The sequence below is a fragment of the Gracilibacillus halotolerans genome (assembly GCF_014206945.1).
GTDB classification, from domain to species: domain Bacteria; phylum Bacillota; class Bacilli; order Bacillales; family Amphibacillaceae; genus Gracilibacillus; species Gracilibacillus halotolerans.
The window spans coordinates 153,284-169,472 of sequence record NZ_JACHON010000003.1 but is presented as its reverse complement, the minus strand read 5'-3'; the positions used below and the strand labels follow the sequence as shown (position 1 = coordinate 169,472).

The 16,189-nt window shown below is 36.4% G+C and carries 14 protein-coding genes and 1 riboswitch; of the genes, 7 read left to right on the top strand and 7 right to left on the bottom strand.

The genetic code is table 11. The features are described 5' to 3' along the window. Nucleotides 1–60: 60 nt before the first annotated feature. Both GGQ92_RS06300 and GGQ92_RS06295 read left to right on the top strand, forming a co-directional pair. Nucleotides 61–891 carry a DUF2268 domain-containing putative Zn-dependent protease gene (locus tag GGQ92_RS06300; protein ID WP_184245792.1) on the top strand — a complete coding sequence of 277 codons (831 nt, stop codon included), beginning with the start codon at nt 61–63 and terminating at the stop codon, nt 889–891. Between the two features lie 106 nt (nt 892–997). Next, nucleotides 998–1,243 (top strand): hypothetical protein, encoded by a 246-nt coding sequence (locus GGQ92_RS06295; RefSeq protein WP_184245789.1) that lies wholly within the window; start codon nt 998–1,000, stop codon nt 1,241–1,243. Between the two features lie 202 nt (nt 1,244–1,445). Here GGQ92_RS06295 and treR read toward each other — a convergent pair whose 3' ends face one another. The 4 genes from treR to GGQ92_RS06275 form a co-directional block, all read right to left on the bottom strand. Continuing rightward, nucleotides 1,446–2,159: a trehalose operon repressor gene (treR, locus tag GGQ92_RS06290; protein ID WP_184245786.1), complete on the bottom strand. Its 714-nt coding sequence runs from the start codon at nt 2,157–2,159 to the stop codon at nt 1,446–1,448. A 7-nt stretch (nt 2,160–2,166) separates the two neighbouring features. Further along, nucleotides 2,167–3,858, bottom strand: a complete 1,692-nt coding sequence (gene treC / locus GGQ92_RS06285) for an alpha,alpha-phosphotrehalase (protein WP_184245783.1) — start codon at nt 3,856–3,858, stop codon at nt 2,167–2,169. A 333-nt stretch (nt 3,859–4,191) separates the two neighbouring features. Then, the gene (gene treP / locus GGQ92_RS06280; protein WP_184245780.1) at nt 4,192–5,634 is read right to left on the bottom strand and encodes a PTS system trehalose-specific EIIBC component; all 1,443 of its coding nucleotides are present in this window, start codon (nt 5,632–5,634) and stop codon (nt 4,192–4,194) included. Nucleotides 5,635–5,833: 199 nt separating this feature from the next. Further along, on the bottom strand, nt 5,834–6,184 hold the full coding sequence (locus tag GGQ92_RS06275) for a hypothetical protein (protein WP_184245777.1): 351 nt from the start codon (nt 6,182–6,184) through the stop codon (nt 5,834–5,836). A gap of 192 nt (nt 6,185–6,376) precedes the next feature. On the opposite strand from GGQ92_RS06275, the gene GGQ92_RS06270 reads away from it, so the two are divergent. Both GGQ92_RS06270 and gdhA read left to right on the top strand, forming a co-directional pair. Further along, nucleotides 6,377–7,645 carry an MFS transporter gene (locus GGQ92_RS06270; protein WP_184245774.1) on the top strand — a complete coding sequence of 423 codons (1,269 nt, stop codon included), beginning with the start codon at nt 6,377–6,379 and terminating at the stop codon, nt 7,643–7,645. Nucleotides 7,646–8,256: 611 nt separating this feature from the next. Beyond that, nucleotides 8,257–9,618: an NADP-specific glutamate dehydrogenase gene (gene gdhA / locus GGQ92_RS06265; RefSeq protein ID WP_184245771.1), complete on the top strand. Its 1,362-nt coding sequence runs from the start codon at nt 8,257–8,259 to the stop codon at nt 9,616–9,618. 54 nt (nt 9,619–9,672) lie between these two features. Here the strand turns inward: gdhA and GGQ92_RS06260 are convergent, their stop codons facing one another. Then, nucleotides 9,673–10,230 carry a TetR/AcrR family transcriptional regulator gene (locus GGQ92_RS06260; RefSeq protein ID WP_184245769.1) on the bottom strand — a complete coding sequence of 186 codons (558 nt, stop codon included), beginning with the start codon at nt 10,228–10,230 and terminating at the stop codon, nt 9,673–9,675. Nucleotides 10,231–10,379: 149 nt separating this feature from the next. On the opposite strand from GGQ92_RS06260, the gene GGQ92_RS06255 reads away from it, so the two are divergent. After that, on the top strand, nt 10,380–10,586 hold the full coding sequence (locus tag GGQ92_RS06255; protein WP_184245766.1) for a UTRA domain-containing protein: 207 nt from the start codon (nt 10,380–10,382) through the stop codon (nt 10,584–10,586). A 47-nt stretch (nt 10,587–10,633) separates the two neighbouring features. Here the strand turns inward: GGQ92_RS06255 and GGQ92_RS06250 are convergent, their stop codons facing one another. Further along, nucleotides 10,634–12,337, bottom strand: coding sequence for a diguanylate cyclase domain-containing protein (locus tag GGQ92_RS06250; protein ID WP_184245763.1), 1,704 nt, complete (start codon nt 12,335–12,337; stop codon nt 10,634–10,636). 267 nt (nt 12,338–12,604) lie between these two features. Between GGQ92_RS06250 and GGQ92_RS06245 the strand changes: the two genes are divergently transcribed. Continuing rightward, complete coding sequence (locus tag GGQ92_RS06245) at nt 12,605–13,957, top strand: hypothetical protein (RefSeq protein WP_184245760.1); 1,353 nt, start codon at nt 12,605–12,607, stop codon at nt 13,955–13,957. A gap of 88 nt (nt 13,958–14,045) precedes the next feature. On the opposite strand, the gene serC is transcribed toward GGQ92_RS06245, so the two are convergent. Then, nucleotides 14,046–15,125, bottom strand: a complete 1,080-nt coding sequence (gene serC / locus GGQ92_RS06240) for a 3-phosphoserine/phosphohydroxythreonine transaminase (RefSeq protein WP_184245757.1) — start codon at nt 15,123–15,125, stop codon at nt 14,046–14,048. 100 nt (nt 15,126–15,225) lie between these two features. Then, nucleotides 15,226–15,307: riboswitch (ZMP/ZTP riboswitch) on the bottom strand. A 147-nt stretch (nt 15,308–15,454) separates the two neighbouring features. Here serC and GGQ92_RS06235 point away from each other — a divergent pair. Next, entirely contained in the window at nt 15,455–16,174 is a 720-nt protein-coding gene (locus GGQ92_RS06235) for an HAD family hydrolase (protein WP_184245754.1), read from the top strand. Nucleotides 16,175–16,189: the final 15 nt, after the last annotated feature.

Sequence of the window (16,189 nt, the reverse complement as noted above, 5' to 3'; positions counted from 1 at the left end):
ATTGAGCGTATTTTTGAACCACTGTTATATGGAATACTTTTGGAGGAGGTAAACGATACAATGATAGGCAAAACCGATCGATGGATAAAGAAATATATAAAAGAAGCCGAAGAAAATAATGCCAACACTAGTGACAGAATAAAGCTTCAGCAAGATTATGTAATTAACCCATTATTGCCATATTTTAATGGTGTCAATACAATGGAGATTCAGCAGCATCTCTATCAATTCGGTCTCTTTATACCTCATAAAAATGAAAAAGATAAAATCGTACGCTGGCTTAAAAAGGATTTTAAATCTCATGTTCAAAAAATCTATCAGTATCTTCAAAGCAAATGGGATGGTCCATCTCCTTCTATCTTCATTCTTCCCTCCAATGAGGAAAATCGCGAATTATCCATACTATTTAACGGATCCTCCGGTCTAAGCTATCCCGATAAATTGTTTCTTTTTTTGCCTGTAGATGCTACAACAAAACAATTAGCAGCTCTCTTTATACATGAATATAGTCATGTTTGTCGCTTGCATCATTTATATAAAGAAAATCAAGAAATGACCATTTTAGATGCCATTATATTAGAAGGTATTGCGGAAGTAATCGTTAGAAAGAAGCTAGGAAAAGACGCTGGAAATCAATATATTAGAAAATTAGATAATGACGTATTCGAAAGATATTGGAACCGATGGATAAAAGGGAAGGAAGCAACTAAGAGACACGACCATCTCCATGATAAAATCATGTTCGGATCGCATAGTATCCCTAAAAATTTAGGTTATTTACTCGGATACCACTTAGTTAATCAATACGCTGAAGAAAATTCCATATCAATGAAAAAATTACTGTACTTAGAAAATGAGATATTCCTTTCTAGTTTAGAAGAGCGTAATTAGTTTGCCTAAATTAAGCAAAACATACTACCAGAAGTACAAGTGACCACTCTAAAATAGAGCAATAGCATATAGTATCCTATCGGGATTCGTTGGGAGGTGATAGATAATGTCTTCCTATTACCATCTTTGTGCACGTAATATTGGTAGACCTGTTAGAGTAGTCACTCATAATGGTGAAGTACATCACGGTATAATCGATCGGGTAGATTCCTATAACCTGTATTTAAAACCGATGGGTGGAGGTCGCAATTTAGGCGGGTACGGAATCGGATTTTACGGATGGGGGCTAGGTTTAGGTATTGCACTAGGCTCTATTGCAACGATTGCATTCCTTCCATTTTTCTGGTGGTAATGTTAGTTGGATTTTTAAAGATGATATAGATTGGATTCGCAACATCAATGACTAAGATTTGAATGGACACCTTTTTCAGAGGATTAATTATTAAAAGTTCGAGGGATAAAAGCTTGCTCAAGGCAGTACGAGTATTAAAATGTATTCAAATAACACCAGACAAACCAAAATTAATAAGGTGTGTCTGGTGTTATTCTATTTACTACCTATTCCTACGGGCAAAATCTACAAATCGAAATTTATCAGGTCTATGTCTAGACTCTGTGTATTGAAACAAGGTAGCATCATCTAAATAAACATAGTTTTTAATGACAACGATATGCTGAAATCCTTCTAAATCAAGTAGTTCTTTATCTTCTTCTGTCGACTCAATGACGGTAATTTCTTTCTTAGCAAAGCTAATGCTTAGCCCTAATGTATTCTCTAAATAATCATAAATAGAACGGGAAGCAATGTCCTCGGTTAATTTCGGTACATACTTTTCTAAAAAATAGTCCTTATCAAGGATTACATGCTCCCCAGAAAATTGCCTCGTTCTTTTTACTTCCCAAACCAATTCCGGCGAACTAACCTTCAGTTGTTGAGCAATTTTTGGTGTGACTTTTTCTAGATTGCATTCATGGACTACTGTGAGGGGCTTTTCATCCATTTTATCTGTAATTTCTCGAAAACTGACTAAACCAGAGACTGGTAAATCAAATTTATTACGGTCAATTACTAGAGATCCCTTACCTCTAATTTTTTGGATATAGCCATTTTCCGCTAATAAGTTTAATGCTTTCCTAATTGTTTCCCTAGCAGTTCCATAAATTGTACAAAGCTCATGCTCAGAAGGGAGATATTCTTTTGCTTTATAATCTCCCTTGTCTATTTTATTAGCTATTTCTTGGTAAATAACAAAGTATTTACTCTGCATATCCCCATTACTCCAATTCTTTTGCTTCATAGAGGACAACAGATTCGTATGGACGTAACGTAAGAGAATGGATGTCTCCTATTGTATCTTTATAATTGGAGAGAATAACGTTAGGGTTCTTCATACTTCCTTTTCTCTCTTCTGGCATACGAAAGGTTGTCTCTTCCTCATAAAAATTATTGACGACAAGCATTATTTCGTTGTCACTTTCCCTTACATAAGCAAAAATAGCAGGATTATCTGGTAAAAGCAACTGATATTCCCCGTCTGTAATCACATCATAGTCTTTCCGAAGCTGAATTAACTTCTTATAGTGATAGAAGATAGAATCCTTATCTTTTAACGTGGTCTCTACATTTATGTGATTATAGTTCGAACTGAGGCCAATCCAAGGTTGTCCAGTTGTAAATCCAGCATGCTCCTCATTATTCCATTGCATCGGAGTACGAGCATTATCACGAGATTTTTCTTTCAATATTTCGATGATTTCTTCTTCTTTTCCACCCTGCTCTAACCACTCTTGATAAATATTTATCGATTCTACATCTCTGTACTGTTCAATAGAATCAAAGTAAGGATTCGTCATCCCTATTTCTTCTCCTTGGTAAATGTAAGGCGTTCCCTGCATTAAATGTATGGTTGTTCCAAGCATTTTTGCGGATTCTTTATGATATTTTTTATCATTTCCAAATCTTGAAACGATTCGTGGTTGATCATGATTACACCAAAATAGTGCATTCCAACCTCCGCCTTGGTACATACCAACTTGCCAATCCGATAATATCTTTTTTAACTGAATAAAGTCAAAAGGTGCTTTTGTCCATTTCTCCCCATTTGGATAATCAACTTTTAAATGATGAAAGCTAAATACCATATCTAATTCTTCATTTTTTGGATTTGAATATCGCACACAGTTGTCTATGGTCGTTGATGACATTTCCCCTACAGTGATGGTCTCTTTCCCTTTAAATACTTCCTGGTTCATTTCATGAAGGAATTCATGTACTCGTGGGCCATCTGTGTAAAATTTTCGTCCATCCCCTGGCGGAACACTTCCATCATCATTTGGAAACTGTTGATCCTTGGAAATCAAATTAATCACATCTAGACGGAATCCATCTACTCCTTTATCTACCCAGTAATTCATCATTTCATAGACGCGGTTTCTTACCTCTTCATTTTCCCAATTTAGATCTGCTTGGGTAACGTCAAAAAGGTGTAAGTAATACTCTTCTGTTTCTGTATCATACTGCCATGCAGAACCGCCAAATTTAGATTTCCAGTTCGTTGGTGGGTTACCATCTCTTTCTTTCTTCCAAATATAAAAATCCCTGCATGGGTTATCTTTGCTTGATTTGGATTCTTGGAACCAAGGATGTTCCGTTGATGTGTGGTTGACTACAATATCCATGATAAGCTTCATTTCACGTCGATGTACTTCCTCTAAAAGTTTTTCAAAATCATCCATCGTCCCAAAACGTTCATCAATTGAGTAATAATCTGCAATATCATAGCCATTATCATTCTGCGGAGATTTATAAATAGGAGTTAACCAAATAATGTCGACTCCAAGCTCTTTTATATAATCAAGTTTTTCGATAATCCCGTTGATATCCCCAACACCATTTCCTGTCGTGTCTTTAAAGCTCTTCGGATAAATTTGATATACGGTAGACTTTTTCCACCATTGTTGATTCATTGATGTAACCCCTTCCTATACGCTGGTTCTTAGATTGGTAAAAGAGTTTGGAACAGAAGTATTTTATCATAGTAGGTACCGATCGATTTGTTGGAATTCGTTCGGTACCTACGCTTTTTTATAATTACTTCGCTAAAACACTTCGCTTTCCGCAGGCACGGCCTCGACTTCCCAATCCTCACCATTGCTCGTCTTGGGTGATTCTTGGCTCGTGCTGTTCCTGCAGGAGTCTCGTGTTTTGACCACGTAATTAATATAACAACACCTTATTCTTCATCTTTGATAAATTAAATTTGTGTTATCTCCCAGACTCTTTAAGATGTTTTGTTTAATTTAAGGCTGTGTTTTTCCTAAACGAATATATGCCTGTTTACCCATTTTTGTTCTTGCAAAAATTACAGTTAGAATAAACGGTATAACAATTGCCGCAAGCATCGCGATGGCAAATTTAAGCATATCCGGAACTTGAATAGATAGAATTCCTGGAATACCCCCTACACCAATGGAATTAGCCATAACGCCAGTACCTACAGATATCACTGCGGCCACTGCAGAACCACAAATACCCGCTACAAACGGAAAGACGTATCGAAGGTTAATACCGAATAACGCTGGTTCTGTTACTCCTAAATAACAAGACACTGCTGCTGGAACAGATACTTGTTGTTCTTTTTTATCTTTCCTGTTTAAGTAAATCATCGCTACTACAGCCGATCCTTGAGCAATATTAGATAACGCAATCATCGGCCAAAGAATTGTACCATCAAATTCACTCATTAACTGCAAGTCGATAGCATTTGTCATATGATGTAACCCTGTTATAACGAGTGGAGCATATGCAAAACCAAATATGGCTGCAAATAGCCAACCAAATGCTGACGTAAGTCCATCGTATACCACATTTGAAATCCATGAACCTATTTCCCATCCAATTGGTCCTAATACCATGTGTGCTACTAAAACAGCTGGAATGAGTGCAAAAAACGGAACAAAAATCATCGAAACTACTTGTGGTATAACTTTTCGGAGCCAAATCTCTAAATATGCGAGAACAAATCCTGCCAGGATAGCTGGTATTACTTGCGCTTGATATCCAATCATATCAATTTGAGCAAACCCAAAATCCCAAAATGGTATTTCTTCCGCTCCAGCTACTCCATACGCGTTTAATAGCTGTGGAGATACTAAAGTGATCCCTAATACGATACCAAGTACTTGTGTTGTACCCATTTTCCGCGAAATAGCCCATGTTATTGCTACCGGGAGGAAATGAAAAATCGCTTCTCCAATTAACCACAGAAAGTCATATACACCTTGCCAAAACTGAGATGTATCAACTAATGACTGAGTTCCATTGTTAATCATATTCACTTCACCAATTAGATTCCGGAACCCGAGAATCAGTCCCCCAACAACCAATGCTGGAATGATTGGTGTGAAAATATCCGCTAAGTGTGAAACCATACGTTGAAGAATGTTCATATTTTGCTTTGCCTTTTCTTTCGCTTCATCCTTCGAAGTATCACCAACACCTGCTATTTTTGAAAATTCATTGTAAAACGAGGCAACTTCATTACCTACAATTACTTGAAACTGCCCTGCTTGAGTAAATGTTCCTTTTACAAGGTCAATATTTTCTATTGCGTCTACATCCGCTTGCTTAGGATCATTTAAAACAAAACGCATCCGGGTAGCGCAATGTGTAACAACATCAATATTATCTGACCCACCTACTTTTTCTAACAATTCCTTAGCAGGTTCTGTATATTTACTCACGGTTAACCCTCCTATTTAAACGTATTTTCTATCTTGTATATACAAGATAGTTTATGGGATAATGATAACTTGTATATACATGAATGTCAACGGTAAAATGAAAGAGTTTTCGCCCACTTTTTGGTAGCGTGAAAAAAATCGTGCTTTCGCGCTATAAAGCGCATGAAAACACGATTAATAGGAATAGATTGGAAGATTTTTAATCGTCAAAAAGGTCCTTAGGTACTCGACCGTCTTTCTCCATAATAATCCGTAATGCCTCTTGGAAATCTGACTCATCAACTTGCATGTCTATCATATAGGTGCGTGGAGTATCGTCATCCGAATTCATTTCTCCTGTAAAAGCAATTGGGGCGATAATACCTCCATGCCCCGCTCCCATACCATGTGTGTTATTACCGGTGTATGCAAGAGGAACGGCCGTTATATATCCTTCACCATCTGGTAGATGATCAAAGAAGATATCATTTGTCTTTAATTTATTCAAAGTAGCTCTTGCACTTTCCGCATCATCTTCTGTTTTGAAAAATGCTTGTACCGCTTTATACATCGCACTCATCCTTTCGGAATTATTTAGTAGTAATGTACCCCATATAAAAGTTTTTAAAACAGAAGGGAAATAGTTTTTCAAAATAAGCTCCTACCCATAGAAAGTATTTGTAAAGATATCAATAAGAATTTAGAAAAGGAATAGTTAAAATGTTAAATTTCCAGTAGAATGAAGAAAAGGAGGTTGAAGGTAATGAAAAGGTTTTCAAAAGTAGAGAAAAGCTGGATGATGTACGATTGGGGGAGCTCCGCATTTAGCGTCATTATAACAACAGCTATTTTCCCAATTTATTATAAAGCACAAGCAACTAATGCTGGAGTAAGTGGAGCACTTTCCACAGCTTATCTCGGCTATACGATTTCTATCTTTACTTTTATTCTTGCCATTCTCGGTCCTATTTTAGGTACTATCGCTGACTATAAAGGTCTTAAGAAAAAGTTCTTTCTGGTCTTTTTAGGGATAGGATTTATCTCTACATTTTCCTTATTATTTGTCCCAGAGGGTGCTTGGCTTCCCTTACTTATTCTCTTCACCTTCGCTTCTATAGGATCAACAGGGGCAAATGTCTTTTATGATGCATTTCTTGTCGATGTCACAAACGATAAACGAATGAACGATGTCTCAGCAAGAGGTTATGGTTTAGGTTATATTGGTAGTTCTATACCATTTGTTATAAGTATTGCGATCATATTGCTTGCTCAACAAGGTATCCTACCAATCAGTAGTACAGCTGCAAGCAAAATCGCCTTTTTTATAACCTGTATATGGTGGATAACATTTGCAATTCCTATGATACGCCGTGTCAACCAAGTGCATTACATAGAGCGTGAATCCCAGCCTATTAGAAAGAGTTTTCAACGATTATGGAAAACCATTCGTCATGTAAAAGATTATAAGTATGTTACATTGTTTTTAATAGCTTACTTCTTTTATATCGATGGTGTCGGAACAATTATCTCGATGTCGACTGCCTATGGTACAGATGTAGGACTAAGTGCGTCGGTTTTATTATTAGTTTTGCTAATGACGCAAATTGTAGCCGCTCCATTTTCAGTTTTATATGGAAGATTAGCTAACCGTTATTCTGCAAAATCCATGCTATTTGTCGGAATTTTTGTCTACATCATCGTTTGTATATATGGTTTCTTTCTAGAAACAGCGTTAGATTTTTGGGTGCTAGCTATGCTAGTTGCGTCATCGCAAGGTGGTATACAGGCGTTAAGCCGCTCCTATTTTGCTAAATTGATTCCTAAAAATCATGCGAATGAATTTTTTGGCTTTTATAATATCTTTGGAAAATTCGCATCTATTACTGGACCTTTTTTGATGGGGATTACAGCTCAACTAACAGGCCGCTCAAATATGGGAATTTTAAGCCTAATCGTATTATTTATTGTCGGAGCCATCGTCCTATACTTCGTCCCATCCGATAAAGAAAACTTAGCTAATACCAAGCCGTAGGCGCAGGTAATAGCTTAGTTGCACTTATACTTGGTACATTAAAATTTTTACTACGTCGAACTACACCTTTGCTAAAATTTTATAAAGTCCAATGTGAAAAGAAAACTTAGCTAGTGCCAAGCCGTAGGCGCAGGTAATAGCTTAGTTGCACTTATAACTAGGGGTACAAAGGCATCTTACACCACGTCCTGTCGTGATGCCTTTGTGACCAACTTCCTGTTAGCCGTTAGCCCGATTTTCCACCTCGACGTTCTACAGCTTTGCCAACCATTCCTTCACCAATTTAGATATATAATTAGCAACCTATCTAATTATGAGATTAATCCAATGTCAAATAAGTATTGTTTTAGAACAAACAGTTATAGTACACTTAAAATACTTAATTAATGGTTAACAAATTACACATTATCCGTGTTGAATTGTTATAGTACAGTCTTTGACAGCACTGCTTAGTTTATGATTGCTGTCTTTTTTATTCGGTTTTTCATTTAAACTACTCTAATGGATGAGAAGTTAACCTAGTCTATTATTTTATAAACGCGTTTACTAACTAGCTAACGCAGGAAAACTATTTTATAACAATTTGCAAAGAATAGGAGCGATAGGTGACGATGGCAAATACTAACCAATCGGCAAGAGAGTATGTAAATAATGTTTTTGAAACAGTAAAAAGAAGAAACCCCCATGAAAATGAATTTCATCAAGCAGTAGAAGAGATCTTCGAATCTTTAGTACCTGTCTTTGAGCAAAACCCTACTTATATTGAACACAATATTTTAGAAAGAATATCTGAACCAGAAAGAATGGTTACATTTCGAGTACCTTGGTTAGACGATCAAGGTAAAACACAGGTTAATCGGGGTTTTCGTGTACAATTCAATAGTGCCATTGGGCCGTATAAAGGAGGAATTCGTTTCCATCCTTCCGTAAATGCAAGCATTATTAAATTCCTCGGTTTTGAACAAATCTTTAAAAATTCACTTACAGGCCAACCAATTGGTGGAGGTAAGGGTGGAGCTGACTTTGATCCTAAAGGAAAGTCAGACAATGAGATTATGCGATTTTGTCAAAGTTTTATGACAGAATTATACAAACACATCGGTCCAGATACAGATGTCCCAGCTGGAGACATTGGAGTAGGAGCACGCGAAGTTGGATACATGTTCGGCCAATACAAAAGATTACGTGGTGCTTATGAAGCAGGTGTCTTAACAGGTAAAGCACCTGATTTCGGTGGAAGTTTAGCTAGAAAAGAAGCTACTGGTTACGGAACTGTTTATTTCGTACAAGAAATGCTAAAAGATAACAATGATAGCTTTTCAGGTAAAACCGTCGTTGTTTCAGGGTCAGGGAATGTATCCGTATATGCAATGGAAAAAGCTACAGAACTAGGTGCTAAAGTGGTAGCTTGTAGTGATTCCAACGGCTATATTTATGACGAAAACGGAATAAACTTAGCAACAGTAAAACGCCTTAAAGAAGAAGAAAATAAACGTATCAAAGAATATTTAGAATTTCATCCAGAGGCTAAATATTTTGATGAATGCAATGGTATCTGGTCAATTCCTTGTGATATTGCATTGCCTTGTGCCACTCAAAATGAGATCAACGAAGAAGATGCGAAAAAGTTAATTGCCAATGGCGTAAAAGCAGTCGGTGAAGGAGCGAATATGCCTTCTACACTGAAAGCTATTGATCTATTCATTGAAAATAATATACTGTTTGCACCAGCAAAAGCTGCTAATGCAGGCGGAGTTGCTGTTTCAGCACTTGAAATGGCACAGAACAGTGCAAGACTTTCTTGGAAATTTGAAGAGGTAGATGCGAAGCTAAAAGAAATCATGCAGGATATTTATAAACATTCCATTGAGGCTGCAGAAGAATTCGGACACCCAGGTAACCTTGTTATTGGCGCTAATATCGCTGGCTTCAAAAAAGTTGCAGATGCGATGATTTGGCAAGGAGTTATTTAATAGCATACTAACAATCCCCTTATTTTCGAGAAATAAGGGGATTTTACTAGACATCTAACTATTTACACCTGACAAAATGTATGGAATTGCTGATTGTATAAAGTCCTCTGCCGGTACATGATTACCATTTCTTCTCCATTCTACGGAAGCACCATAGATACCCCAACTTAACATCGTCGCAGGAACTTTCATCGTTTCTTTTGTTCCGGAGGTTTTATTTTTACAAAGTAGTTTATAAAAGATCACTTCCAGTTGCTCTCTAATAATTCGAGCTATAATATCCTCATATCCCCTGTGACAACGATTGGACAACGATTGTTGAAATTCAGTAACCGCTAAAAACAACTCCTTAATCGTTTCCTCATCCAGTTGATTCTCTACAAAATTTTTACTATTTAAATTTAACAATAATACTTCTTCCAAAACTTTCTCCAACAAATCGTATATATCTTCAAAATGATAATAAAACGTAGCACGATTAATCATCGCTTCTGCTGTAATATCTTTAACCGTAATATCCTTGAATTCCTTCTTACCCGAAAGGTCCATAAAAGAATCCATAATTAATTTACGCGTACGTATGACTCTTAAATCTGTATTTGGTTCTGACATATTTATATCCCCCACTTTTTTGATGACTTGTCAGAGTCCCATCAATAACGGTGTTGTTCGTTTAATTATGAACCATGCGGAAATTTTGGGCAAAGATATGATACTAATATTGCTTTTAACTACACTAAATCAACTTATCTTAGAAGGAATTGATTGAAATAGTATTAGCAGATGAAACAACTTCCGATTACTTGGACTGTGAACTTGGTGCTCCTTGCTTTTATATCGAGACGGTTGCAGAAGATAAAGACGGAGCAAAAATTGAATATTCCCAATCTTACTTCCGCGGAGACAGAACGAATTTTGTTATTGAAAGATATTATCCTGGCAACCACCAAGAAGAAAGTAACAATTGAATTTCATAATGTAAATATTCTAAGTGAAACTAAAACTCCAATCAGCGTTATACTTGATTGGAGTCTCTGTTTTTATTAGGCGTTACTAATGAACCCTTATCCTCTGTTGGATGCTCATAAAAGTAGTATTGATTCTTGCCTAGCTCCTTCGCTTTATATAGAGCTAAATCGGCTTGCTTCATTAACAAATATCTATCTTGTACTTGATTTGTCATCATATTAACACCGATACTTGTAGTTATACTTAAAGATGGATGAATAAACGTCCAGCTTTCCTGAACGACACGGATAATCTCTTCTGCCAGTGCATGAATTTTATCCAAATCTGTTACTGGATACACCATTACGATAAACTCATCGCCACCGAGCCGAGCAATCATCGCATGTTTACCAAGCAACCGCTGAATACGATTTCCAAACTCTTTAATTACTTCATCCCCAATATCATGGCCATACGTATCATTGATTGACTTAAAATTGTCAATATCCAACATCATAAGAGCCAAGCGCTCGTTCCTTTGTTTACAATCTTCAATTGTTGCTAGTAGTTCCTTAGAAAAATGCCGGCGATTAGGTAACCCTGTTAATACATCATGGAGCGCATCATGTTTTAGCTTGTCCTCATATTCCTTCTGCTCCGAAATATCTCTAGACAGAACTACCATATGGCGAAATGTTCGATCTGAACTAAAAACAGGGGTACCTTTCCACTCCAACCAAATGGAGCTGCCATCCGCTTTATAGTGTCGGCACTGTATCGTAAAACCTTTACCTTTTACAATAGAATTTTGTACAACATTGTGCACGCGCTCTTGATCCTCTGGGTGTATGTTGAATAAGAAAATTTTATTCATGTATTCTTCTTGATCATATCCCAGTATCTTCTTATATGAAGGAGAACCAAAGATTATCTTCCCCTTATCATTTAACAACGTTATTAAGTCCCTTGCATTTTCGATGATAATTCGGAGATTTTCCTCACTTTCAAATAGCTTATTCTCTGAATCTAGTTGCTCGGACAAATCATGCATCGTTAAATAGATTCCTTCAATTTCATTATCCGGAATAATCCACGACTTTTTTATCGAAACGGGTACTTTCTTTCCTTTTATATCCCTTAAATGAAATTGATAAAGGTTATTACTATTTCTATATGAATCGCTTACAACACTTTTGGCGAAGAACTTATCCTCAGAAGCTACAATGGAGTAGAAGGACTTACCTATTAATTGCACAGGTTTATAGCCTATCAGACTTTCAATTTGAGGATTACAGTTATTGATTCTACCTTTTAAATCAACCGAAACAATAGCTTCTGGATTATGTTTAAACAAAGATTGATAACTCTTTTTTGATTTATGTAACTCTGCCCATAGTTCCTTAAGTTCCAACTCTGTTTTGCGCTGCAATGTCTGATCCAGAATAACAAGCATAAAAACCTCTACTTCCTCTTTTTCGATAATCAAAGGAGAGAGTCGATATTGTAAAAACTTCTTATCATTCTCTTCTGTTACGATTTCTTCGTAGCTCATTTCTGTTTTGCCTCGTAGTAACAATTCAACATTGTCAAACAACTTCGGATTTTTCTCCGGCGGAAAGAGCTGAGTTATCGTCCGAAACTTATCTTGCGTCTCCAAACTCATTTTATTACTGTATATACAATTAAATTGGCTTCTTCCTTCTTTTTTAAAAACAAAAACGTCATCCATCATTGCGTGCTGTAATATCATTTCATATAAATTTTGTATCACAATTCTGCACAACCTTCTTTCCTCTTAATGATGTAAAAATGGAAATGGCCAGTGAATTTATATAATTAGTATCTTTTGAAATTTTAATAAATTATCGCTTGATATTTATAACTATCATACTATATAACATTAAAATTAACTAGTATAAAACTACCAAAACATAGGAAATCCCCTTAGCTTTACTATACCAAAGTTCCCATAGAATTCTATGTATCTCCATACTATGATATGATGAACAAGAACAACTTAAAGGATGGCTTGCATACTATGAAACATATTTATATATTCTTCTCATTTGTTTTTGTGTTACATATTCTATCTGTTTTCTACCCAAGTACTACCCTATCGTATGTACTCGGCTCATTGTCTCTTATCATATTGCTCATTAGCTTTTGGCATGCATCGAGACTATTTCAAACGTTAGCTGGAGGATTTCTAGCTATAGGAATCTTTCTTTTTTTCTTTGCGGATTTACGCGTCTTAGAAGTAATTCCATTCTTAGGCGAAAACATTTCGCTACTTACTTTATTAGCCGTACTACCATGGATGAATAGCGTGGTCCACGCTGGTAGATTTGATCGTCTAATGAGTAAAATTTTAAAAGGTAATGTAAAACACTTGGGTTCACTCTATCGTCGAAGTACTACTACAATGATGGCGTTAACTGCATTCTTAAATGTCTCTTCCGCCACCATCGCTCGGGATGTATTAGCGGATAATTTAAAGTCAGTAAAGGAACGTACAGCAAATCAATTTATTATGATGGTTACGTTGCGAGGATATTCATTAGCACTTGCTTGGAGTCCACTTGAGGTCCTTTTAGCAATGAGCATCTTCATTACAGGCGTTTCGTTCAGTAGTTTATTACCGTGGATGATTGGAATTACGCTACTTATGTATATATTGGATAGTCTATGGGGTAACTGGTTTTTCAAGAAAGTTCCTTATGTCGATACTAACTCTAGCTCTGAACCTATCAATCTACGTGAAATACGGCCAAAACTCATCCAATTATCCATAGCGTTAATTTCCTTTTTATTACTAGTTATTCTATTTGGTAATGTTTTTGACATGGAATTTATCTTTATCGTTACCTTACTTGTTTTCCCTTTTGCATGTATATGGGCCTGGTCAATGAAGAGGTGGAGAAGCTTCTGGAAAGTTGGCTTCTCCAATTGGAAATCGTCTGTTAATAACATGCATAATTTCAATATACTATTCATATCTTTAGCTCTCTTTACCAATACGTTGAATGCATCACCATTTTTGGACTGGATTCAACAACCGATTCTTGCCGTCGCAGATTACCCTATATTACTATTAATTCTCATTCAAATTTTCTTCGTATTGATGAGTATGTTTGGGGTTCACCCTATTGCGACAATGGGGATTCTTGGAGGTATGAGTGGCTTGCTCATGGAAATACTTAGTCCGATGAGCTTAGCTGTTATTCTCGTTGTATCAGGAGTAGCAACTGTCCCTATTGGAACGTATGGGCTGGTCGTAACAATTATCTCGATGAGTTTGAAGCAAAGTCCATATTTAATTACATTATATAATCTAATTTATTCGTTTGTATTTGGGCTATTTGGCATTCTACTTGCTTACTACCTAATTTAATAGACGTGACTCTGTCCCAAGAGAGTAACTTAAAAAGCAGTTCTGCGATTCACTTCAAAGGTGAAGTCATGCTGAACTGCTTTATCTATTATTTATTCTCTTCTTTAAACTGTTTCATAAATTGAACAAGCTTTTCTACACCTTCTAAAGGCATTGCGTTATAAATACTTGCACGCATTCCACCTACAGAACGATGGCCTTTCAATGTTTCAAGTCCATTTTTCTTCGCTTCTTCAATAAACTTCGCATCTAAATCACGATTAGGTATCGTAAAAGGTACATTCATTAAAGAGCGGCTATCCTCTTGAATCGGAGAATGATAGAAATCAGACATAGTGATGTAATCATATAGTAAGGCAGCCTTCTTTTCATTCTGTTGCTGAACAGCCTTCACTCCACCTTGTTCTTTGATCCAATCAAATACTAATTTCGCAATATAGACCCCAAATGTTGGCGGTGTATTATAAAGAGAACCACTTTCACTATGTGTCTTGTAGTCAAGCATCGTTGGGCAAATATCCGCAGCTCGACCAATAAGATCTTCACGAATAATTACAATTGTTAAGCCCGCAGGACCAATATTTTTTTGAGCACCTGCATAAATAATTCCGAATTTTGAAACATCTATTTCCTCTGATAAAATGTTGGAAGACATATCTGCTACAAGAGGAACATTACCTGTGTCTGGGATTTCTTTAAAGACAGTTCCTTCGATTGTATTATTCGTCGTTATATGCACATAGTCTGCTTGTGGATCGAGCTTACTTGCATCAATTTCAGGAATATACGTGAAGTTTTTATCTTCAGAAGAAGCAATTTCATTCACTTCGATATATTTTTTCGCTTCCTTCATTGCCTTTTTGGACCATGATCCTGTGTTAACAAAGTCTGCCTTCTTGTTTTTCATTATGTTCAATGGAACAGCAGCAAACTGTTGGGAAGCTCCACCTTGTACAAATAACACCTTGTAGTTATCAGGTATATTCATTATCTCGCGTAACGTATCTTCCGCACTTGTAATGATATCCGTGAACAGACCAGAACGGTGACTCATCTCCATTACAGACATACCGGAACCCTTATAGTCTAATAGTTCCTCTTGAACCTTTTCTAACACTGGCAATGGCAGCATGGCTGGACCTGCAGAAAAATTAAATACTCGGTTCACAATTAACCACTCCATTCTCACTTCGATTTGATTTAGACAGGCAATAACATCAAAACACTTGGTACAATTACGTATAAGAAGAGGTAAGGATAGAGTTCCTTACCTTTGCCCAGGCGAGCGGCTGCGTCACTATGTGCTCCCCTGCAGTTTATTCTGCATCCTCGCCAGTCACACATAGTCATTTGTATTGTGATTATTTTAACAATAATCTCCTGTCATTTCAATCTTAAGTTAAAAGATTAGCAATTTCTATATTTCGTAACATTTCCAATCGACAAAGTATGATAAAATAGTTTAATTGACACTACTATTAAATAGGATGAGATTAATTGCAAACGATTGTCTTTGATTTAGATGACACATTATATAATCAACTAGATCCCTTTCGAATTGCTACTAACAAGATTCTACCAGTTACATTTACAGACCAAGAGATGGAAGAATTTTATTTAGTAAGCCGAAAGTACAGTGATGAAGTTTTTGAAGCACAAATGAAGGGCGAAATCACTGCCTTAGAGCTTCAGACCTACCGAATTATGATGGCTTGTAAAGATTTCGGTTGCCCAATTGATCAGGAAACCGCACATAAATTTCAAAATGAATATGTTTTTCAACAACGCCAAATTAAACCGTTTCAAGAAGTAGAAATTCTTCTTTCGCAATTAAAAAATGCAGGAAAACAGCTTGCTATTCTTACGAACGGAGAATACTACCACCAACTAATGAAAATTCAGCAACTGAAGCTTCACCGTTGGATACCAGAGGAGAACTTTTTTATTTCTGGAGCTTTAGGGGTTTCGAAACCTGATACACAAGTTTTTGATATTGTCGAAGAGAAATTAAAAGCCAAAAAAGATACAATGGTTTACATAGGAGATTCGTTCCAAAATGATGTAATCGGTGCTAAACAGAGTGGTTGGAAAGTGATTTGGTTTAATCATCGAAGACACCCACAACCTACAACTAGTATTAGTCCCGATGCCATCATCGAACACCCTGAGGAATTATTGGAATACTTTAGTAGTAAGGAAAAATCTGCGAATAGGTAACTCCTCTTTCTATTG